The organism is Vibrio sp. V01_P9A10T6 (assembly GCF_963877065.1).
In the GTDB taxonomy this organism is placed as follows: Bacteria; Pseudomonadota; Gammaproteobacteria; order Enterobacterales; family Vibrionaceae; genus Vibrio; species Vibrio anguillarum.
In genome coordinates, this window is the sequence record NZ_CAWNTB010000110.1 from 69623 (window position 1) to 92124 (window position 22502).

Below are 22502 nucleotides of genomic sequence, written 5' to 3' on the forward strand. Positions count from 1 at the left end.
TTCATGGGCCTTAAAAAGTTTCTTGAAGACATCGAGCATCATTTTGAACCTGGCGGCAAACATGAAAAATGGTTTGCCTTGTATGAAGCAGCCGCAACGCTTTTTTATACGCCTGGTTTAGTTACAAAACGAAGCTCACACGTTCGTGATAGCGTTGACCTCAAACGCATCATGATCATGGTTTGGCTAGCGGTATTCCCAGCGATGTTCTGGGGTATGTATAACGTTGGTCACCAATCGATTACTGCACTTAACCATCTGTATTCTGGCGCTGAATTGGCGACAGTCATCAGTGGTAACTGGCACTATTGGCTAACTGAAATGCTTGGCGGTACATTAAGTACGCAAGCCGGTTGGGCAAGTATGATGCTGCTTGGTGCGACTTACTTCCTACCTATCTACGCCACGGTATTCTTGGTCGGTGGTTTTTGGGAAGTGCTGTTTTGTATGGTGCGTAAGCATGAAGTTAACGAAGGTTTCTTTGTAACTTCAATTTTGTTTGCTCTGATTGTTCCACCCACACTGCCTTTATGGCAAGCCGCTTTAGGGATTACCTTTGGCGTGGTTGTTGCCAAAGAAATCTTTGGTGGTACCGGGCGTAACTTCCTAAACCCAGCATTAGCCGGTCGTGCTTTTCTATTCTTCGCCTACCCAGCACAGATCTCTGGTGACGTTGTTTGGACAGCTGCAGATGGTTTTTCTGGTGCAACGGCGCTAAGCCAATGGGCTCAAGGTGGTAACGGTGCTCTGATCAATAAGGTCACTGGCGAAGCCATTACTTGGATGGACGCATTTGTTGGTAACATTCCTGGCTCTATCGGTGAAGTATCGACGTTAGCACTGGCGATTGGCGCGGCATTTATTGTCTACATGGGCATTGCTTCATGGCGCATTATTGCGGGTGTTATGGTAGGTATGATTGCCATATCAACGCTGTTCAATGTTATTGGTTCAGACACAAATGCAATGTTTAATATGCCTTGGCATTGGCACCTAGTACTTGGTGGCTTTGCGTTTGGTATGTTCTTCATGGCAACCGACCCAGTATCGGCTTCATTTACTAACAAAGGTAAATGGGCATACGGTATTTTGATTGGTGCAATGTGTGTGATGATTCGTGTGGTTAACCCAGCTTACCCAGAAGGTATGATGCTGGCGATCTTATTTGCGAACCTATTTGCACCTTTGTTTGACCATATTGTGATTGAGAAGAACATCAAGCGGAGACTAGCACGCTATGGCAAGTAATAACGATAGCATTAAAAAAACGCTGTTTGTTGTTATCGCATTGAGCTTAGTGTGCTCAATCATCGTATCGACAGCAGCGGTTGGCCTGCGTGACAAGCAAAAAGTTAACGCAGTACTTGATAAGCAAAGCAAGATTGTTGAAGTTGCAGGCATTAACGAGTCTGGTAGCGTGCCAGAGCTTTTTGCTAAATACATTGAACCTCGTTTGATTGATTTTAAAACCGGGAACTTTGTTGATGGCGATGCAACGGCCTATGATCAACGCAAAGCTTCTAAAGACCCAGCTCAATCTATCAAGCTAACAGCGGAACAAGATAAAGCGAAGATTATTCGTCGTGCCAATACTGGGGTTGTTTACCTAGTGAAAAGTGGCGATGAGATTTCTAAAGTGATTGTTCCCGTTCACGGTAATGGTTTGTGGTCAATGATGTACGCATTTGTGGCTGTAGAAACCGATGGTAATACCGTTTCCGGCATTACTTACTACGAACAAGGTGAAACTCCGGGATTGGGTGGTGAAGTTGAAAACCCATCATGGCGAGCTCAATTTGTTGGCAAGAAATTGTTTGATGACAACCACCAACCTGCAATTAAAGTTGTGAAAGGTGGCGCTCCTGCCGGATCTGAGCATGGCGTTGATGGACTTTCTGGCGCAACACTAACCAGTAACGGTGTTCAACACACTTTCGACTTCTGGTTAGGTGATATGGGCTTTGGTCCATTCCTAGCAAAAGTTCGTGACGGAGGTTTGAACTAATGTCTAGCGCAAAAGAGATTAAAAAGAGCATTCTAGCGCCAGTGTTGGATAACAACCCAATCGCACTTCAAGTGCTTGGTGTCTGTTCTGCCCTTGCGGTAACCACTAAGTTGGAAACGGCGTTTGTTATGACGCTAGCCGTTATGTTTGTAACGGCTTTCTCTAACTTATTCGTTTCGTTAATTCGTCACCACATACCTAACAGTGTGCGTATCATCGTTCAGATGGCGATCATTGCTTCATTGGTTATTGTTGTTGACCAGATCCTACGTGCTTACTTATACGATATCTCGAAACAGCTATCGGTGTTCGTAGGGTTGATCATTACTAACTGTATCGTAATGGGCCGTGCTGAAGCATTTGCAATGAAGTCGGCACCGATTCCTTCCTTTATCGATGGTATCGGTAATGGTCTGGGTTATGGTTTTGTATTGATCACTGTTGGTTTCTTCCGCGAACTTCTTGGTTCAGGCAAGCTATTTGGAATGGAAGTTCTACCTCTTGTGAAAGATGGTGGCTGGTATCAACCTAACGGTTTGATGCTGCTAGCACCTTCGGCATTCTTCCTAATTGGCTTCATGATTTGGGCGATTCGCACGTTCAAACCTGAACAACTAGAAGCGAAGGAGTAAGGGCGTTATGGAACATTATATCAGTTTGCTTGTTCGATCGATTTTTATCGAAAACATGGCACTCTCTTTCTTCTTGGGTATGTGTACATTTCTTGCTGTATCTAAGAAAGTAAAGACATCGTTTGGTTTAGGGATTGCGGTTACTGTTGTTCTGACCATTTCAGTACCAGTGAATAACTTGGTTTATAACTTGTTACTTAAACCGGGTGCATTGGGTGAAAATATTGATCTTACATTTCTAAATTTCATTACCTTTATCGGTGTTATTGCCGCATTGGTACAGATCTTAGAGATGATATTGGATCGTTTTTTCCCACCTTTGTATAACGCGCTGGGCATTTTCTTACCTTTAATCACAGTGAACTGCGCCATTTTTGGTGGTGTATCTTTCATGGTTCAGCGTGATTATAACTTTGCTGAATCCGTCGTTTACGGTTTCGGTTCGGGTGTGGGTTGGATGTTAGCGATTGTCGCTCTTGCCGGTATCCGTGAGAAAATGAAATATTCAGATGTACCTCCGGGTTTACGTGGTTTAGGGATTACCTTCATCACGGCGGGTCTAATGGCGTTAGGCTTTATGTCTTTCTCTGGTGTTCAACTGTAAGTCGGGTAAACCGCAACAATTAAGGAATAGTCAATGGACATTATTCTTGGTGTAGTGATGTTTACCCTGATTGTTCTAGCACTCGTTTTGGTAATTCTATTTGCTAAATCTAAGCTAGTTCCAACAGGCGACATTACAATTTCAATTAACGGTGATGCAGATAAGTCTATTGTGACTAATCCAGGTGGTAAGCTACTGAGCGTACTTGCAGGTTCTGGTGTCTTTGTATCATCGGCGTGTGGTGGTGGTGGCTCTTGTGGTCAATGCCGTGTAAAAGTGAAATCTGGCGGTGGTGATATTCTTCCTACTGAACTTGATCACATTACTAAAGGTGAAGCTCGTGAGGGTGAACGTTTAGCGTGTCAAGTGGCTGTGAAAACAGACATGGATATTGAACTTCCTGAAGAAATTTTTGGTGTTAAAAAGTGGGAATGTACCGTTATCTCTAACGACAACAAAGCCACCTTCATTAAAGAGCTTAAACTTCAGATCCCTGATGGCGAATCAGTACCTTTCCGTGCTGGTGGTTACATTCAGATCGAAGCGCCAGCACACCACATCAAATATTCAGATTTTGACGTGCCAGAAGAGTATCGTGGCGATTGGGACAAATTTAACCTGTTCCGCTACGAGTCAAAAGTTGATGAAGATATTATTCGTGCTTACTCAATGGCGAATTACCCTGAAGAGTTCGGTATTATTATGCTAAACGTGCGTATTGCTACGCCGCCGCCTAATAATCCCAATGTGCCACCGGGTCAGATGTCTTCTTACATTTGGTCACTGAAAGAAGGTGATAAATGTACTATTTCTGGTCCATTTGGTGAGTTCTTTGCCAAAGATACGGATGCAGAAATGGTCTTTATCGGTGGTGGTGCGGGCATGGCTCCAATGCGCTCACACATCTTCGATCAGCTTAAGCGTTTAAAATCTACCCGTAAAATGTCTTACTGGTATGGTGCGCGCTCTAAGCGTGAGATGTTCTACGTTGAAGATTTTGACGGCCTTGCAGCTGAAAACTCGAATTTCGTATGGCACTGTGCGCTTTCTGATCCAATGCCTGAAGATAACTGGGATGGATACACAGGTTTCATCCACAATGTATTGTATGAAAACTATCTGAAAGACCATGAAGCGCCTGAAGATTGTGAATACTACATGTGTGGTCCACCGATGATGAATGCGGCTGTGATTGGCATGCTGAAGAACCTTGGTGTAGAAGATGAGAACATCCTTCTTGATGACTTCGGTGGTTAATTCACTGAAGTAAGTAAAACCCATGGCTGGCTCTGATGAGTCAGCCATGGGTTTTTTAGTTTTAGTTTTAGTTTTGCCTTGTGGCTTTGAATTCCAACTCAGTTAACATAGAAAATAGGTGTAGGAATTTCTTTTCTATAACCACTTCTTTTCTATATTCACTTTCATTTTTAGGAGTAAACAAGTGAAAAAATGGCTTGTTGCGTTAGCTTCTCTATTCATCTTGGCGGGTTGTGAAAAATCGGTTGAGCAAGTTCATCTCAGTGGCCCTACTATGGGCACGACTTACAATATTAAGTACCTGAAAGCTGAAGGGATCCCTAGCTCGGAGGCTCTCCAAAAGGAAGTTGATCGGTTATTGGAAGAAGTGAACGATCAAATGTCGACCTATCGTAAAGATTCTGAGCTCAGCCGTTTTAATCAATATCAAGGAACGGAACCTTTTACGGTTTCTTCTCAAACCGCAACCGTGGTGAAAGAAGCGCTGCGTCTTAACGGTCTTACTTTAGGTGCATTGGATGTCACTGTTGGTCCTTTGGTTAACCTATGGGGTTTTGGCCCTGAAGCTCGTCCTGATGTGGTGCCAAGCGATGCTGAATTGGCTGAGCGTAAAAACAATATAGGCATTGAGCATCTTAGCGCAACCGACACTACGTTAAGTAAAGATCTTCCTAATCTCTATGTGGACCTTTCAACTATTGCGAAAGGATGGGGAGTCGACGTGGTTGCTGACTACATTCAATCACAAGGCATTGTCAATTACATGGTTGAAGTCGGTGGTGAGATGCGCTTAAAAGGCGTAAATCGAGAAGGCGTACCTTGGCGAATCGCTATAGAAAAACCGACAGTTGATGAACGTACCGCTCAAGAGATCATTGAACCTGGTGATCTGGCAATTGCCACTTCAGGTGATTACCGTAATTATTTTGAGCAAGATGGTGTGCGTTATTCTCACATTATCAATCCAATCACTGGCAAACCCATCCATAATAAAGTGGTATCAGTTACCGTTTTGGATGCATCTTCAATGACGGCAGATGGCCTAGCGACTGGATTAATGGTACTAGGAGAGACGAAAGGTATTGAGGTTGCAGAGCAATACAATATTCCTGTGTTCATGATTGTGAAAACAGAACAAGGTTTTGAAGAGATTGCCTCCAGCGCATTTAAGCCATTTCTAAATAAAAAGTGAGTTAAGTTATGAATACTTTTTTCATTACATTCAGTGTATTTCTGTGTGTCATTGCCGCGATGGCGGTTGGCTATGTCTTTCAAAAGAAAGTAGTCAAAGGCAGTTGTGGTGGATTAGGTGCTGTTGGCATTGAAAAAGTGTGCAATTGCCCAGAGCCTTGTGATGCACGTAAAAAACGCGAAGCTAAGGCCGCAGCAAGAGCTGAAAAGTTAGCGCATTGGGAAAAAGATCGTATCGCCTGAGCTACGATTAAAGAGCCTGTTTTGTGCAGGCTCTTTAATTTTTAAAAGCAATTCATTTCAATCCATAGAAACCAAGAATATACTGTTTATGTATACAGTCTTTTGATGGTTTTGAATTGAAAAATAAAATCAAAAAAATTATCCATATTGATATGGATTGTTTCTACGCTGCGGTAGAAATGCGTGATAACCCCGAATATAGGCATCGTCCTCTAGCCGTTGGTGGTCATGAAAAGCAGCGTGGTGTGTTAAGTACTTGCAATTATGAAGCGAGGAAATTTGGCGTTCGTTCCGCAATGCCGACTGCTCAAGCCTTAAAATTATGCCCCAATCTGCTGGTCGTTCCGGGGCGAATGTCGGTATACAAAGCTATCTCCATTCAAATCCGACAGATATTCGAACGTTATACTTCCATTATTGAGCCGTTATCATTAGATGAAGCATTTCTTGATGTGAGTGATTCACCGCTATGTCAAGGAAGCGCAACATTGATAGCTCAAGCTATTCGCCATGATATTCACAACGAACTCCAACTGACCGCCTCTGCAGGTGTAGCACCTGTAAAATTTTTGGCTAAAGTGGCCTCTGATATGAATAAGCCTAACGGCCAATTTGTAATACCACCCGATAAAGTACAGCAGGTGGTCGATTCATTGCCGCTAGAGAAAATACCCGGTGTCGGTAAGGTTAGTCTGGAAAAGTTGCACCAAGCGGGTTTTTATAAGTGTGAAGATATCAAGCTAACGGACTATCGAGAGCTACTTCGTAACTTTGGCAGATTAGGCGCTTCACTATGGAAGAAAAGTCATGGAATTGATAATCGCGAAGTCGTGACAGAGAGGGAGCGCAAATCATTAGGTGTCGAAAGAACATTTAGTCAAAATATCTCAAGTTATGAAGAGTGCTGGCAGGTGATTGAACATCATCTCTATCCAGAGATAAAAGCGAGGTTAGACAGAGTGAGTGTTGATGGTTCGATTGTCAAACAAGGGATCAAAGTCAAGTTTGCCGATTTTCAACTTACGACGATTGAGCATCTTCATCCACAGTTAGAGCTCAATGATTTTCGAACCCTTTTGGTGAATATTTTGTTGCGGCAAAATGGGCGAGAAATTCGCTTACTTGGTTTACAGGTGATGTTAAAGCCAGAAATGCTCAATAAGCAGCTCAGTTTTTTTTAAATTAGTGAAACAAACTAACATTTATGTCATTAAATTGACGGTTTTTAGGTTGAAATCATTTATATTGCTAGCGAGAAATACTAACTCATCAAATATCCACACCTGATATGGTTAGTCATAAAACGATCGATGAGAGAAAACAATGAAAAAAGTAGTGTTAGTCACTTTAATGTTGTTGAGCTCCCCTTTGTGGGCAGCGCAGTGCCGAGTTGATGTGAACCATGAAGTTCACCTTGATGGTGATAAGGTTGAAATTCTTAAAACGAGCACCGACACTGTTTTGATAGATAAACAGAATAATCTCTATATCCGTGGTGAAAAGATGGAACTCGACAGTGAGCAGAAAACGGCCCTTGAGCAGTATAGAGAAAGCATGAATGCTTCATTGCCTAAAGTAAAACAGATGGCGAGTGATGGCTTAGCGTTGGCGAATGATATTTTGGATGATGTTGCGAAAAGTATTGAATCTCCCAACGCCTTCGATAGCGCCAAGCAATCCATAGCCACTTTTTTTGCCAATATTGAATCTCGTTATTACAAAGATGGTGAGCTGGTTCTCCCTGCGCAGACTTTTGAATCAATGACGCAAACTTGGGCCGATGATTTTGAAAAAGCGAAAGCTTTATTTAACAAAGAGTTTATATCCGGCGCCTTCGATGCCCTTTCACTGAAAATGAGAGAAGAGGGTGGCTTAAACATCACAAAATTGACCGATACCATGGCGGACTTAAAAGTTAAGTTAGCCGAGCGAATTCAAGAAAACGCCGCCACAATTCAAAAAGAGAGTCGTGATTTTTGTGAGTCTCTTAATGATATGGTTGAGCAGGAACAACAACTGCACCAAAAAATACCAGTATTAAAAGATTATCAAGTTTTTACCATCTAAACTTAAAGAGCACATTCGGTGCTCTTTATTTGTGTCTATGATGTTAGGTTAATTTACTGGTATGGATGTTGTTTAATAATTTTAGCTTGAGACAGTTAACAGCATTAGTTTCAACAGCCTTCGTTGTGCTGTTTATTTTGTGTTATCTGCTATTTAAGTTTATGTGGTCTTATGATCGCGCCGTTGAAGATGCTCTTTCCTTGCAACGAGGTGAGGTTAACCGAGTTCGAACTGTTCTTAATATGCAAAAAACGGACATGGGGGCATCGTTGGCTGATTATGCCGCATGGAATGAAATGGCCGATTTTATTGCTAAGCCTAATGATGATTTTATTCGCGACAGTATTGGTACTCACACCTTTGAATCCAAGTCATTAGACGGTATTTTTATTTTTAATCCAGATGTGCAATTAGTTTGGGGCCAGCGCTACGACTATGAGACTGGCCATGAAGCCAGTTATGATGCGATTCGATATAATTTTGGTGATATTTTAGCGGACGCGATGAAAGCACCAAAAGATTTCATCAAACCGAATCTCAGTTTTATCGTGATAGACGACAAACCTTTTATCGTTGCAACCTCTCGGGTTTGTAATAGTGACGCAAAGGAGTGCGACAAAGGTTATTTACTTTTTTTAAAAAGGATCAGTGGACAGTTTATCAATGAGCTTGTGATTGCAACTGGGGTGAATGTGGAAGTGATGCTGATCAAAAGTCTTAATGATCAAACCGTTGCCGCGCCACATGAAGATAATATCTCTTACCTTGAAATGCTTGATTATCGCAATCGTCTTACTGTGTTGATTAAAGTTAGTCATACCGTTAAAGTCCCACCGTTTATTCAATGGCAGGAACTGTCTGGGCTTGCTTCATTCTCTATCCTAATGTTTTTCTTGAACTTAGTTGTAGCGAATAAAGTAGTCAAGCCAATCAATGATGCCAATCAAGTACTGGATCAATTTAAAGCATCGGGTGGAAAGATGCCTAGTGAGCGATCCTTCATATCGAAGGAAATGAAAGAGTTTTCTCGTACGATGAACCAAATAGTATGGGAGCTGGAAACCAGTCGGCGTGAACTAAAATGGCAATCAGAGCACGATCCACTCACACGTATTGCGAACCGCCGTCGTTTAGAAAAGGTCTTTAAAAGCTATATCGTTGACTATCAATTTAGATATATCGTATTGTTTTTGATCGATATTGACTATTTTAAATTGTTCAATGATCACTACGGCCACTTAGAGGGTGATGAAGCATTGAAATCTGTTGCGACCAGCTTAAAAAAATTGGATTTTGGCGGTGAAAAACTGGTTACTCGCTTTGGTGGAGAAGAGTTTTGTGTAGTTTTGGCGAGCGACATCGAAATTGATGGTCAAGCTTATGCTAAACGACTGATCGAATCGGTTGAATCGCTGCGCATTACCCACCAATTTTCCCTGGCTAAGAAGACGCTTTCAATCAGCGTTGGCGGGGTTGAAATTGATACCCCACAGTTGAATCACTATCTAGATTTCTTTCATGTGGCTGATAGAGCACTTTATGCAGTCAAAGCACAAGGAAGAGGTCGTTATCTCGTGCAAAAATTCACCTCTAATCTCCCGTTAACATTGCCTGTTCAATAATCTTTACGCAGTAAATTCTGTTTATTTTTGCAATGCTTGTTTAATTAATAAGCAGTGTAATTGCTCTATTTGATTGCCTGTATTACCGTACTAGCTAACTAGTCTATTGATATTTGTGTGAGTGGTATGACACAGCCTGATTCTCGTGAACATTTTGGTTCACGTCTTGGTTTTATTCTTGCGGCGGCGGGTGCGGCAGTTGGCCTAGGTAATATCTGGGGCTTTCCAACCCAAGTGGCAAGCAACGGCGGCGGCGCATTCTTGTTGGTTTATTTGGTGATGATCATGGTCGTTGCCTTCCCTATGTTAGTGGTTGAAATGGCGATAGGCCGTTTTGGGCAAGCAAACCCTGTTGATAGCATGCGCTCATTAACGCCTCATCGACTAGGTAAAATGGTCGGTGGCTTTGTCGGTTGGATTGGTTTGAGTGTTCCGAGTGCGGTACTGGCGTTTTACAGCATCGTCGGGGGCTGGCTAATCTGCTTTTTATTCGGTGCGATGACAGAGTTATTGGGTTTTGTGGAAATCACAGCTTGGTTGAAAGGGTTTAGTGTTGAGCGTAACTTATTCGGAACCTTAGTGTTTTATATTTTGACGATTCTAATCGTGCAAGGTGGTGTTAAAGACGGGATTGAAAAATGGTCAACGCGTTTAATGCCTGCATTGTTTGTACTGTTTGGTGTGCTGTTTGTTTACATCATGATGCAAACAGGAGCTATGGAAGGTTTACAACACTATTTAGTCCCTGATTTTTCAAAGGTGTTTGACAGACATCTCTTACTGGCGGCAATGGGGCAAGGTTTCTTCTCATTAACCATTGGTGGCTGCTCGATGCTGATTTACGGATCTTATCTGAGTAAGCAAGAAAACATGCCGAAGATGGCACTAAATGTGACTTTAGTTGATACCGCCGTGGCTTTCATTGCTGGCCTTGTTGTGTTGCCTGCGATGTTTGTTGCGATGCATAAAGGTGTGGAAATCTATGCCGCTGACGGTTCTTTACTAAATTCAGATACGCTCGTTTTTACCGTGTTGCCATTGATGTTTGATAGCCTTGGTTGGATGGGGCAGGTGTTTGCTATCGTATTTTTCACTTTACTGACGATCGCCGCGTTAACCTCTTCTATCTCTATGCTGGAATGCCCTGTAGCCTTAGTCAGCGAGCGTTTTAATACGAAACGCGCACCAACAAGCTGGGTATTAGGCGCGTTAATTGCGCTAGTCAGTGTCGTTATTGTTTATAATTTTGGTGCGCTATTTGGCTTAGTGGCAACGGTTGCGACGCAATATTTGCAGCCGACAGCAGCGCTGATGTTCTGCCTATTTGGCGGTTGGGTATGGCGTCGTCACGCGAAAGTCAAAGAGTTAGAACAAGGTTTCCCTGAGTTCCAATTGGGTTGGTTTGGTAAAATCTGGCCTTGGTACGTGAAATTTGTCTGCCCTGTATTAGTGGCTACTGTGATTTGGGCTTCGTTCGGTTAATGAATTACTTTCTTCCTCCCACCCACACTTAAACAGCATAAAGCCCTTTGAATAAGGGCTTTATTATTGAACTTATGTGTCTCTATTGTTTAGAGTTATCGACTATTTAGACCATCGACGGTGGCATCAAGTGTCCCGTGGTCAGAGGTTCTAAATCGCTGTCTGCGACCTCTTCAATAAAATCGCCCACGACTTGCTCAACCATCTCATCGCTTTGCGAGAAGTAGGCGAGATGGAATACGGCATCTCCTTCATTAACAAGAGGCAGAGTTTGTTGGCCAATCACAATACCACCCTTATTGGCTCTTAATTCGACTTCGACATGACCAAGCGGTGAGTTGATATAGGCAAGCACTTGTCCTTTTTCGACTTTGTCACCAAGCGTCACCACAGTGCGCAAGATGCCATCGCTTTCGGCTCTGAGCCAACTGGTTGATTTTGCGATGATCGATGTCGGTACGGCCTTACGACTTTTGCGCATCATACCAATGGCTTGCATGGTGCGTTTCACACCGACAATACCCGCATTGATGGCAATAGGTTCAAATTTTAGCGCTTCACCTGCTTCATAAGTTAATACTGTGATGCCTGATTTCTCCGCTTCACTTCTGAGCGAGCCATTACGCAGTGGAGAGTCGATGATCACTGGGGTTGCAAATGCTTGGGCAATACGTAAGGTTTCAGGATTAGTGAGATCGGCGCGGATTTGTGGCAAATTCGTGCGATGAATAGCACCAGTATGCAGGTCAATGATGTAATCACAACGTAAAGCGACTTGGGAAAAAAAAGTATGTGCAATGCGAGAGGCGAGGGAGCCAGTTTCACTTCCAGGGAAGCAGCGATTGAGATCGCGTCGATCAGGAAGGTAGCGAGATTTATGAATAAAGCCAAAGGCATTGACGATGGGGACAACAATCAGTGTCCCTTTTAGTTTTTGCGGGTCGATGGAGTTGATCAGTTGACGGACTATTTCAACGCCGTTCAGTTCATCACCATGGATGGCGGCATTGACCATTAAGGTTGGGCCAGTGGATATTCCATTAATGATTTCGATAGGGATAGAGAGTGGCGAGTGTGTATAAAGCTTAGCCGCTTCTAGCTCCATTGCCTTGCGCGTTCCTGGGGGAACTGAATCCCCCAGGAAATGAAATGCTGTGTTTTTCCTAACCTTTGCCACGTGTTTTTGTCCCTTTCGTTGCCGCATTTTTTTCAATAAATTCGACAATCAACCCGGCGATATCTTTACCAGTAGCGGCTTCAATACCTTCAAGACCTGGCGATGAATTGACTTCCATCACTAATGGGCCACGTTCCGATCGCAAAAGATCCACACCCGCAACATTGAGACCCATAATCTTCGCCGCATCGATAGCCGTCTTACGTTCTAGAGGGGTGATTTTTACCAAAGAGGCCGTTCCGCCGCGGTGTAGGTTAGAGCGAAACTCACCATCGGCACCTTGCCGTTTCATGGCTGCGATAACTTTGTCGCCAATAACGAAACAGCGAATATCGGCACCACCGGCCTCTTTGATGTACTCTTGCACCATGATATTGGCTTTCAGGCCCATGAACGCTTCGATCACACTTTCTGCTGCTTTGCGTGTTTCCGCTAACACTACACCGATGCCTTGAGTTCCTTCAAGTAATTTAATTACTACCGGTGCTCCTCCGACCATGTCGAGTAAGTCTTTGACATCATCGGGTTTGCTGGCGAAACCAGTAATTGGCATACCAATGCCGCGACGAGACAATAGCTGCATTGAGCGAAGTTTATCTCTGGAACGGCTAATAGCCACAGATTCATTGACGGGATAAACCCCCATCATTTCAAATTGGCGTAATACCGCAGTACCGTAAAACGTAACGGATGCACCAATACGAGGAATGACTGCATCAAAACCCGCTAACTCTTCACCTTTAAAGTGAATTTCGGGTTTTTCAGAATTGATATTCATATAGCAACGCAGCCCATCAATCACTTTGACTTGGTGGCCACGGCTTTTACACGCTTCAATCAGACGCTTGGTTGAATACAACGAAGCATTACGTGACAGAATACCAATTTTCATTATTTGCTCTCCTCGAAAGCGATTAAAAATGATTTAGTTGGATTAACTAAAATTCGACGGTGCATTGCGGTGCGACCTAATAGCATACGAAAACCCATATTTTCGCGATTGGTTAACGTTATTTCAATGGACCAAGTTTGGCCGCCCAAACTGACGTCTGATTGAATAACGTAACGTGACTCTTCATGGCCACCGGAATCACGGACGATTCGTTCATCAATGACTTTAGCTTCGCACACTGTGACCTTGTCATTATTGCGCTGCACAGGGTGGATCCAAAAGCGAACCCAAAGAGTCTCTTCCTTGATGAAGCTCTCTACCTTAAATGCGTGTAAGCACGACGTGCGGGCTCCGGTATCGACTTTGGCATTAATTTGCTCAATACCTAACCCTGGAAGGCTGAGAGTTTCTCGCCATCCGACAATCATTTTTTCTTTCATCGCAGTTTCAATATTTTTGGAGAATGTAAGACGCCGCTAAGGAGTAGCCGCATCCCCGATACAACTTTTAAATGGTGTTATCGCTTGAAGAGAGTGTGGTGAATAACTCTAGGAACTTCAAGGGGGCGAACTCTAGCAGTCACAAAAAATGTGCGCTAATGAAATTAATTTGCCTTATCGATAAAATTAATTGATAGAAAAAGAGGTAAGGATTGATGCCGAATTCCGCTGCCAAAGCAAGATATTCATCAACTTGCTATTACACGCTGGTTGAAGAATTCGACATCAGAGTGGGTTAAACTTTCGCTGGAATATGCTCTAGTAGGGCAACCATTTGCTCCCAGAAAAGGTCGACTGTGTCGATCTTCACTTTCTCATCCGGTGAGTGAGGGAATTTAATGGTTGGGCCAAACGAAACCATATCCATTTCTGGGTAAGGTTTTTTGAAAAGACCACATTCTAGGCCAGCATGGATCACCATGATATTCGGTTTATGACCGTAAATACCTTGGTACATGTCTCTGAAAATAGCCATGATCTCTGAATCGGCATCTGGTTTCCAGCCCGGATAAGCACCAGTAAAGGCAATTTCCGCATTCGCTAGCTCAGCAACGGATTTGAGCATGCTTTCAACCTGTTGGCGACCTGAATCTATCAGAGAACGAATAAGGCATAACACAGTCACAGAGTTTTCTTGTGTAGTAATAACACCGACATTCAATGAGGTTTCAACCACGCCTTCAATTTCATCGCTCATCCGGATCACACCGTTTGGACACGCGTTTAATGCGGCAATAAAACGTTGTTGATCAACAAGAGCGAAGACATTTTCTGCATTTTCTTGCGGGTTGTTGAAAGTGACGATCCCTGTTTCGACGCGTCCAAGCTCTTCTTTCACTAGCTGGGTATAGGAGCTAAATAGCTCATCCAGTTTTACCCCATTTTCGGCAGGAATGGCCACGGTGACAAACGCTTCTCGAGGAATGGCGTTACGTAGGCTACCACCGCGAAACTCGATCAAACGTAAATCAAGTTCTTGTGCGTGACTAGCAAGAAAGCGAGCCAGTAGCTTGTTAGCATTCCCACGGCCAGTATGGACGTCACATCCAGAGTGACCTCCTTTTAACCCTTTCAAAATCAATTGATGTGTTACGTAACCAGCAGGCATGGCTTGTCGTTGGATATTAAAAGTCATTGCGCCATCAATACCACCAGCACAGCCCATATATACTTCGCCCTCTTGTTCTGAATCAGTATTGAGTAGGATCTCTCCTTCTAACCAACCCGCTTCAAGGCCGAAAGCACCAGTCATACCCGCTTCTTCATCAATCGTCAGTAACACCTCAATAGGACCGTGCTTGAGCTCTTTTGACGCAAGAACAGCCAAACATGCTGCCATACCCATGCCGTTATCGGCACCTAAAGTGGTTCCTTTGGCCGTTACCCATTCGCCATCGATATACGGTTGGATAGGGTCCTTAGCAAAGTCGTGCTGCGTGTCTTCGTTTTTTTGCGGCACCATATCAATATGAGCTTGTAGAACCACACCTTTCTTATGTTCCATGCCAGCTGTCGCTGGTTTTTTTATGAAAACGTTGCCGGTTGGATCTCGGCGTACCGCTAAACCCTGCTCTGTCGCCCACTGGATGATGTGTTGGGCTAAGGCTTCTTCATGCTTAGACGGGTGAGGAATGGAACAGATTTTATCGAAAAATTGCCATACGGGTGCCGATGACAATTTACTGATTTCAGAATAGAACTCAGACACGGAATACTCCTTTTATTCGAGCTTGCCAGATCATGAACAGGCGAAATGTTTCTTTGGTAGCGATATCGACTAGATCTGAGCATGACTTGTAGTGGTGGACAGCATACCACTCTCGACAATCAGCGAGTAGCCTCACCGCTTGAGAATTGTTTTATTGGTGTCACATTAAATCGACTGTAGCGTATAGAAGAGATGACACAATCGGCGATGAGATTCTTCCCCTTACCGCCTAATAATCATTTTTTGCTGATATTTGTGTAATTTAATTACTTAAATCTGTTGATGTAGATCATTAAAATAAAATTATGTGATTTTTATCACGCTAAATATTGTAATTTAATTTCTTGGTGGTATATTTGTAACCAACTTCGAAAGCGAAGAAAAAATGCTCAAAGGATGAGTCCGTTTATCGCCTCCATGGAACCGAGAAATCAAATTTATGTTCAATTGATTTTATAAGGTGATAGTTATGAAAGGTTTACCATCAGCAATGTTCTGGACAAACAAGTCTGTTTACACTGGCAACTTTGCTTACCCAACAAGCTTTGGTTATTAAGACTTTAAGCATGTTATTTGAACTGTATGTTCACCCCCTAGATATTGGAATTTTTTTGTAGTCAGTTTGGCTAAAATGATTCGCCGCCACCTCAGATGAGGTGGCGTTTTTTTATCTCAATGTTCAGCACTTCCTTTACGGCTCAATGGCAATACGATATGGAAATCCGCTTTTTCTTTTTGAAGAAATGAAGCGCGACTAGGTTCATAAGCCATTAATAAAAGCATATTACAGCCTTAATTCTATCTGGAATTTGTGATCTGATCTCTCTATAATCCACAGCCAATCGATTACGCAACCGTTTACTTTTTACCCTTATAGGACTCGATCATGCTCGAAAGGCTATTTAAACTTAGTGAATATGGCACAAACGTGCGCACTGAGGTTATCGCAGGAATAACGACATTTCTCACGATGGCATACATTATCTTTGTTAACCCTGCGATCTTAGCGGATGCCGGCATGGACCGTGGTGCAGTATTTGTTGCTACGTGTCTTGCGGCGGCTATTGGCTGTTTCATCATGGGCTTTGTTGCCAACTACCCAATTGCGCAGGCTCCGGGTATGGGGTTAAACGCATTTTTTACTTACGCCGTTGTGCTCGGCATGGGATATACATGGCAAGTTGCGCTGGCAGCGGTATTCGTTTCTGGTGTGCTGTTCATTTTTCTTAGTATCTTTAAAATCCGTGAGTGGATCATCGGTTCGATTCCGATGTCATTACGAACGGGGATCTCGGCCGGTATTGGACTTTTTCTTGCCTTTATTGCCCTGAAAAATGCAGGCATTGTAGTTGATAACCCTGCAACTTTGGTTTCTGTCGGCGCAATTACTTCTCTTCCTGCTGTACTCGGTGCGATAGGTTTCTTCCTGACGATTGCTTTGGTTCATCGTGGTTTAAAGGGTGCCGTAATGATCGCGATTCTTGCGGTTACTGGCCTTGGTTTAGTGTTTGGTGACGTTCAGTGGCATGGCATTATGTCGGCACCACCAAGTATTGCGCCAACTTTTTTGCAGCTTGATTTCTCCGCCATTTTTGAAGTGGGTATGATTTCAGTGGTATTTGCGTTTCTGTTTGTCGATCTATTTGACACGGCTGGCACCTTAGTTGGTGTGGCGCAAAAGGCAGATTTGATTGGCAAAGATGGTAAAATCCCACGTCTAAATAAAGCATTGCTTGCCGATTCTACTGCTACGTCAGTCGGTGCCCTGCTAGGTACATCAAACACAACCTCTTACATTGAAAGTGTGGCGGGTGTTGCTGCTGGCGGGCGCACAGGGCTGACTGCAGTCGTTGTTGGCATTTTGTTCTTACTTGCATTATTCTTCTCGCCATTAGCTGGAATGATCCCTGCGTACGCTACGTCTGGTGCATTATTTTACGTGGCAATTTTGATGCTTTCTGGTTTGGTCAGTATTGATTGGCGCGATTTAACAGAAGCGGCTCCTGTCGTCGTTACCTGTTTATTAATGCCGCTGACATTCTCTATCGCAGAAGGTATTTCTCTTGGTTTCATTGCTTATGCGGCTATCAAACTATTTAGTGGCAAAGGGCGCAGTGTATCGATGAGTGTGTGGGTGATGTCAGCCATCTTCATCTTTAAGTATATCGCCTCTGCAATGTAATGAACGACACAGATTATTTAAATAATTAGGTTTACAACAATGAGCAATAAATTCGTTATCACTTGGGACAACATGCAGACTTACTGTCGTCAATTGGCAGAAAAACAGATGCCTGCAGAGCAATGGAAAGGTATTTGGGCGGTGAGCCGTGGTGGTCTGGTTCCAGGTGCCATATTGGCGCGTGAATTAGGTATTCGCCATGTCGATACGATTTGCATTTCAAGTTACGATCATGATCACCAGCGTGACATGACAGTGATCAAAGCACCTGAAGGTGACGGCGAAGGTTTCTTAATTGTTGAAGATTTGGTCGATAGTGGTGATACCGCACGTAAGCTACGTGAAATGTATCCTAAAGCGAAATTGATTGCGGTGTGTGCGAAGCCTTCTGGCGTAAGCTTGTTAGATGATTATGTTGTGGATATTGCTCAAGATACGTGGATTGAGCAGCCATGGGATATGACGATTCAATACGCAGAACCGATTAACCGTAAACAAAAGTAATGCTTTTCTTGCGTTTATTTGAAAATGGCCCTTTATCGGGCCATTTTTTTTATTACTATTAGAGCACCGCTCTCAATTGAATCGACTTATGTCTGAATCTAACAGCCAAAATCTTTCTGAAACCTTGTTCCAGAAACACAAGCAAGCTCAAGAAACCTCGGCATTAATTCGCTATATGCCAAGTAGCCAAGAAATTTTGGATCTTAAAAAACAACAAGAAGGGTACGTTTGGTATCGAAATCTCAGGCGGTTACAGTGGATATGGCAAGGTGTTGATCCTGTAGAGCAAGAAGAAGTTCTCGCCCGCATTGCCTCTTCGAAACATTCGCGAACCGAAGCGGATTGGTTAGATACGGTTATGGGCTATCACAGTGGTAACTGGGCATACGAGTGGACTAAGCTGGGTATGCGTCACCAAAAGCGCGCTAATGACAAGCAAGACGAAGAGGCGGCCAATGAACTTTTTTCCGCGTCGCTCTGCTTTAGCATTGCTGGTTATCCGCATCTAAAAAATGATAATTTATCCTTGCAGGCGCAGATACTGTCAAACAGCGCTTATAACGAAGCGGCCAAATTGACTCGTTATGTGATTAAGCAAGTTGAAGTACCCTATAAGAACAAAAAAATAGTCGCTAATTTGCATTTGCCCAATACCGATAGGCCTCATCCGGTCGTTTTGGTTAGTGCCGGTTTAGACAGTTTGCAGACGGATATGTGGCGTTTGTTTAGAGATTATCTCGCGCCTAGAGATATTGCGATGTTAACCATTGATATGCCCTCCGTAGGTCATAGCTCCCATTGGCCCTTAACTGAAGATTCTTCATGTCTGCATCAAGCCGTACTCAATGAACTGGAAAGCTTGCCTTGGGTTGATCATCGAAAAGTGGGGCTTGTTGGATTTCGATTTGGTGGTAACTCCATGATCAGGCTCTCTTTTCTAGAGCAAGATAAAATTAAGGCTTGTGTTTCATTAGGTGCACCTATCCACGATATTTTAGCTTCGCCAGAAAAATTGAAAAAAATGCCCAAAATGTATATTGATGTGCTGGCGTCTCGTTTAGGTAAAGACGTGGTGGATATTAATAGCCTTGCTGGGTTGATGCGAGCGTGGTCACTGAAAGTGCAAGGCTTTTTAACCAGTAGGCGAACTAAAGTTCCGATTTTGGCTTTAGGATTAGAAGGTGATCCCATTTCACCCTATTCAGATAATCAATTAGTTGCAATTTTTAGTGAATACGGCAAAGCGAAACAGATAAAAAGCAAAACAATTACACAAGGATATGAGCAATCCCTCGATTTAGCGATAAAGTGGTTAGAAGATGAGCTATTTAGGTGACTTTTCTACTAAATTAGTTAAGCATGATATTGGTATGCGGTAACAAGCATATGATTAATAAAAATAATGATCGTTCTTAACATTGAAATGGAGAGTCAATATGTCAGAAATGACCCACACCCCGACTCATTATCGCTTATTGTCTGCTTTAAAAGCTATTGGACCTTATTTACGAGAAGGCCAATGTCGTGAGGATCACTACTTATTTGATTGCCTTGCGTCTTGCGTTAATGACAAAAAATCCCCAGAAAAACGAGAGTTTTGGGGCTGGTGGCTGGAACTTACTAAGAAAGAATCAGGGTTTGAGGCTAAGTATCATACAGGACGTTACAACTTAGCTGGCACGTGGGATGCCGACGCGATTCCTAAATCCGTATTTTCTGAAGTCAAACGTACCCAAGAAGAGTTTCATGCCAAACTGGTAGCGAGTCTCTATGAGCGCTTTGAATTGAGTGTTGAGATTGCACAAGATTCCGCTGAATTCGTCTGATTTTCGTTATCCCCTTGCCCTCGTGATGAAAAAGGTGCTTTTTAGCACCTTTTCTACTTGTGAATTATTGCTTTGATTGCTAAAACATCAGCTCTTATGTGTTTTCCATTTCAGAAGAAATCATGACAACGAATCAACAAAGCGGAAAAGCGGTGCAACTTCAAACAATCGTTGTGAAGCTAGGAACCAGTGTATTAACCGGTGGTACTTTGGCGTTAGATAGAGCTCATATGGTTGAGCTTGTCCGTCAATGTGCTGAACTGAAAAAGCAAGGCCACTCAGTGGTGATTGTATCGTCGGGCGCAATTGCCGCTGGTCGAGAACACTTAGGTTATCCCGCACTCCCCAACGCAATGGCTAGCAAACAGTTGCTTGCTGCGGTTGGGCAGAGTCAATTGATTCAAGCATGGGAATCTCTTTTTGCTATTTACGGGATTAAAATCGGTCAAATGTTGCTGACTCGTGCCGATCTGGAAGACCGTGAGCGTTTTTTGAATGCACGAGACACCATTAATGCTCTGGTCGAACACGATATTATTCCTGTGGTCAACGAAAACGATGCAGTGGCAACCAGTGAAATCAAAGTGGGCGACAACGACAATTTGTCAGCCTTGGTTGGTATCTTATGTGGTGCCGATAAACTATTGCTGCTCACTGATCAAAAAGGGCTCTTCACCGCAGACCCGCGTAAAGATCCTAACGCTGAACTGATTAAAGAAGTCAAAACCATTGATGATACCTTGCGTAAAATCGCTGGGGGTAGTGGTACCACGCTTGGCACCGGAGGTATGGCAACTAAGCTTCAGGCCGCTGATATTGCTCGCCGTGCAGGGATTGAAGTCATTATCGCCGCAGGGCGTGCCAGCAACGTTATTTTTGACTCTTTAAGTGATGCGCCACAAGGCACCCGTTTCTTGCCATGTACCGAAGCGTTAGAAAACCGCAAACGCTGGATTTTAGCGGGTCCTGCCGCTTCTGGTGACATTGTCATTGATGGCGGAGCCGTCAACGCTGTAGTCGCGAATGGCAGTAGCTTATTAGCGAAAGGGGTAGTGAATGTCAGTGGTACTTTTGCACGTGGTGAAGTGGCGCGAGTAACCGATAAACAAGGCGTATTAATTGCCCGTGGCATCGCCGCTTATTCCAGCCAAGACTTAGCCAAAATCGCGGGCAAACACAGCAAAGATATCGGAGGCATTTTAGGTTACGATTATGGCTCAGAAGTCATTCATCGCGATGATCTTGTTGTGATCCAAGAATAGTAAGGAAAAGAAAGTGGATTTAACCATAATGGGTAAAGCCGCCAAACAGGCCGCTTTCCAGCTCGCTACCGTTTCAACGACACAAAAAAACAATGCATTAGCGATCATTGCCGATGAACTGGAGGCGCAGAGCGCCGCGATTTTAAAAGCGAATGCTCAAGATATCGAACTGGCCCGCCAAGCCGGGTTGAACGATGCCATGCTTGATCGCCTATTGCTCAATGAATCGCGCCTGCAAGCCATTGCTAATGACGTGCGTAATGTGATTAATCTCAATGACCCTGTCGGTAGTGAAATCGATAGCCGAGTGCTTGAAAACGGATTGTCATTGTCTCGCCGCCGAGTACCGTTAGGTGTGGTAGGCGTTATTTATGAAGCGCGTCCGAATGTAACCATTGATATTGCGGCATTGTGTTTAAAAACGGGTAACGCCAGTATTTTACGGGGAGGGAAAGAGACCTTTTTCTCCAATATGGCGCTAGTCAACGTTATTCAATCGGCGCTAGAAAAAGCACAACTACCAGCGGCTGCGGTGCAGTATATTGAAAAACCGGATCGCGAACTGGTTTCACAGCTGCTCAAGCTGGATGAATATGTTGATATGATCATTCCGCGCGGCGGCGCTAGCCTACATAAAATGTGCAAAGAAAACAGCACGATTCCGGTGATTATTGGTGGTTTTGGCATTAGCCATATTTTTGTTGACCAATCGGCGGATCTAGACAAATCAGTCGAGGTAATTGAAAACGCTAAAATTCAGCGCCCTTCTGCGTGCAACGCACTGGATACTTTGCTGGTTCATCAAGCGATTGCGAGTGAATTTTTGGCAAAACTGGTGCTACGACTTAATGAGCAAGTGAGCTTCGTTGTTGAGCCAAAAGCCCAAGCCTGCATGAGCCATGCGAAACAGTTGAGAGAGGCTGTTGAAGGCGATTTTGACACCGAATGGCTAAGTTACACTTTGGGCGTCAAAGTGGTCAATGACGTGCAGCAAGCGATTGAACATATGCGTGAACACAATGCAAGCCATTCGGATGCGATCATGACAAATGACCTATTTAATGCAGAGCTGTTTATTAATTCAGCGGGCTCTGCTGCAGTGTATGTCAATGCTTCGACGCGTTTTACCGATGGAGCTCAATTTGGTTTAGGCGCTGAAGTGGCCGTTTCGACCCAAAAATTGCACGCTCGCGGGCCGATGGGCTTAGAAGAGTTGACCAGTTACAAGTGGGTTGGCAAAGCCAATTACTTATCACGTCGTTAAGTTCTTTTCGTTATGGATAACGCAAAGTGTGGTTGTTAACAAAATAGAGATTGAAAAGGGGCTGATGCCCCTTTTGCGTTCAAC

At 43.6% G+C, this 22502-nt stretch carries 21 protein-coding genes; 17 read left to right on the top strand and 4 right to left on the bottom strand.

Annotated elements, in window-relative coordinates:
- Window positions 1-3: 3 nt before the first annotated feature.
- The 11 genes from AACQ21_RS05975 (at window position 4) to AACQ21_RS06025 (ending at window position 11103) form a co-directional block, all read left to right on the top strand.
- Window positions 4-1248, top strand: a complete 1245-nt coding sequence (locus AACQ21_RS05975) for an NADH:ubiquinone reductase (Na(+)-transporting) subunit B (protein ID WP_013856172.1) — start codon at window positions 4-6, stop codon at window positions 1246-1248.
- Window positions 1238-2005, top strand: a complete 768-nt coding sequence (locus AACQ21_RS05980) for a Na(+)-translocating NADH-quinone reductase subunit C (protein ID WP_013856173.1) — start codon at window positions 1238-1240, stop codon at window positions 2003-2005. Before AACQ21_RS05975 ends, AACQ21_RS05980 begins: the two co-directional genes overlap by 11 nt.
- Window positions 2005-2637: an NADH:ubiquinone reductase (Na(+)-transporting) subunit D gene (locus tag AACQ21_RS05985; RefSeq protein WP_013856174.1), complete on the top strand. Its 633-nt coding sequence runs from the start codon at window positions 2005-2007 to the stop codon at window positions 2635-2637. The genes AACQ21_RS05980 and AACQ21_RS05985 overlap by 1 nt, the downstream gene beginning before the upstream one ends.
- A gap of 7 nt (window positions 2638-2644) precedes the next feature.
- Window positions 2645-3241: an NADH:ubiquinone reductase (Na(+)-transporting) subunit E gene (nqrE, locus tag AACQ21_RS05990; protein ID WP_013856175.1), complete on the top strand. Its 597-nt coding sequence runs from the start codon at window positions 2645-2647 to the stop codon at window positions 3239-3241.
- Window positions 3242-3274: 33 nt separating this feature from the next.
- Entirely contained in the window at window positions 3275-4498 is a 1224-nt protein-coding gene (nqrF, locus tag AACQ21_RS05995; protein ID WP_013856176.1) for an NADH:ubiquinone reductase (Na(+)-transporting) subunit F, read from the top strand.
- Window positions 4499-4682: 184 nt separating this feature from the next.
- Window positions 4683-5690 carry an FAD:protein FMN transferase gene (locus AACQ21_RS06000; protein WP_105977238.1) on the top strand — a complete coding sequence of 336 codons (1008 nt, stop codon included), beginning with the start codon at window positions 4683-4685 and terminating at the stop codon, window positions 5688-5690.
- Between the two features lie 8 nt (window positions 5691-5698).
- On the top strand, window positions 5699-5932 hold the full coding sequence (gene nqrM, locus AACQ21_RS06005; RefSeq protein WP_013856179.1) for a (Na+)-NQR maturation NqrM: 234 nt from the start codon (window positions 5699-5701) through the stop codon (window positions 5930-5932).
- Window positions 5933-6048: 116 nt separating this feature from the next.
- A complete protein-coding gene (gene dinB / locus AACQ21_RS06010; protein WP_105977239.1) occupies window positions 6049-7113 on the top strand; it encodes a DNA polymerase IV in 1065 nt (354 codons plus the stop codon).
- Window positions 7114-7255: 142 nt separating this feature from the next.
- The gene (locus tag AACQ21_RS06015; protein WP_017049722.1) at window positions 7256-7999 is read left to right on the top strand and encodes a YggN family protein; all 744 of its coding nucleotides are present in this window, start codon (window positions 7256-7258) and stop codon (window positions 7997-7999) included.
- 65 nt (window positions 8000-8064) lie between these two features.
- Complete coding sequence (locus tag AACQ21_RS06020) at window positions 8065-9621, top strand: diguanylate cyclase (protein WP_181185571.1); 1557 nt, start codon at window positions 8065-8067, stop codon at window positions 9619-9621.
- A 126-nt stretch (window positions 9622-9747) separates the two neighbouring features.
- The gene (locus AACQ21_RS06025) at window positions 9748-11103 is read left to right on the top strand and encodes a sodium-dependent transporter (protein ID WP_105977266.1); all 1356 of its coding nucleotides are present in this window, start codon (window positions 9748-9750) and stop codon (window positions 11101-11103) included.
- Window positions 11104-11209: 106 nt separating this feature from the next.
- Here AACQ21_RS06025 and AACQ21_RS06030 read toward each other — a convergent pair whose 3' ends face one another.
- The 4 genes from AACQ21_RS06030 to AACQ21_RS06045 all read right to left on the bottom strand — a co-directional run bounded on the left by AACQ21_RS06030 (window position 11210) and on the right by AACQ21_RS06045 (window position 15380).
- On the bottom strand, window positions 11210-12307 hold the full coding sequence (locus AACQ21_RS06030; protein WP_088718002.1) for a succinylglutamate desuccinylase/aspartoacylase family protein: 1098 nt from the start codon (window positions 12305-12307) through the stop codon (window positions 11210-11212).
- Window positions 12267-13172: a 30S ribosomal protein S6--L-glutamate ligase gene (gene rimK / locus AACQ21_RS06035; protein ID WP_010320145.1), complete on the bottom strand. Its 906-nt coding sequence runs from the start codon at window positions 13170-13172 to the stop codon at window positions 12267-12269. The genes AACQ21_RS06030 and rimK overlap by 41 nt, the downstream gene beginning before the upstream one ends.
- Window positions 13172-13612, bottom strand: a complete 441-nt coding sequence (locus AACQ21_RS06040; protein ID WP_105977240.1) for an ATP-dependent zinc protease family protein — start codon at window positions 13610-13612, stop codon at window positions 13172-13174. The genes rimK and AACQ21_RS06040 overlap by 1 nt, the downstream gene beginning before the upstream one ends.
- A 295-nt stretch (window positions 13613-13907) precedes the next feature.
- Entirely contained in the window at window positions 13908-15380 is a 1473-nt protein-coding gene (locus tag AACQ21_RS06045; RefSeq protein WP_064625822.1) for an aminoacyl-histidine dipeptidase, read from the bottom strand.
- 886 nt (window positions 15381-16266) lie between these two features.
- On the opposite strand from AACQ21_RS06045, the gene AACQ21_RS06050 reads away from it, so the two are divergent.
- From AACQ21_RS06050 to AACQ21_RS06075, 6 genes are all read left to right on the top strand, one after another.
- A complete protein-coding gene (locus tag AACQ21_RS06050; RefSeq protein ID WP_019282317.1) occupies window positions 16267-17562 on the top strand; it encodes an NCS2 family permease in 1296 nt (431 codons plus the stop codon).
- Between the two features lie 39 nt (window positions 17563-17601).
- The gene (gene tet(34) / locus AACQ21_RS06055) at window positions 17602-18066 is read left to right on the top strand and encodes an oxytetracycline resistance phosphoribosyltransferase domain-containing protein Tet(34) (RefSeq protein ID WP_010320141.1); all 465 of its coding nucleotides are present in this window, start codon (window positions 17602-17604) and stop codon (window positions 18064-18066) included.
- Window positions 18067-18154: 88 nt separating this feature from the next.
- Entirely contained in the window at window positions 18155-19402 is a 1248-nt protein-coding gene (frsA, locus tag AACQ21_RS06060) for an esterase FrsA (RefSeq protein WP_105977241.1), read from the top strand.
- A gap of 100 nt (window positions 19403-19502) precedes the next feature.
- Window positions 19503-19892, top strand: coding sequence for a sigma factor-binding protein Crl (crl, locus tag AACQ21_RS06065; RefSeq protein WP_026028531.1), 390 nt, complete (start codon window positions 19503-19505; stop codon window positions 19890-19892).
- A gap of 122 nt (window positions 19893-20014) precedes the next feature.
- Window positions 20015-21154 (top strand): glutamate 5-kinase, encoded by a 1140-nt coding sequence (gene proB, locus AACQ21_RS06070; RefSeq protein WP_038148735.1) that lies wholly within the window; start codon window positions 20015-20017, stop codon window positions 21152-21154.
- Between the two features lie 13 nt (window positions 21155-21167).
- The gene (locus AACQ21_RS06075) at window positions 21168-22418 is read left to right on the top strand and encodes a glutamate-5-semialdehyde dehydrogenase (protein WP_105977242.1); all 1251 of its coding nucleotides are present in this window, start codon (window positions 21168-21170) and stop codon (window positions 22416-22418) included.
- The last annotated feature ends 84 nt before the right edge of the window (window positions 22419-22502 follow it).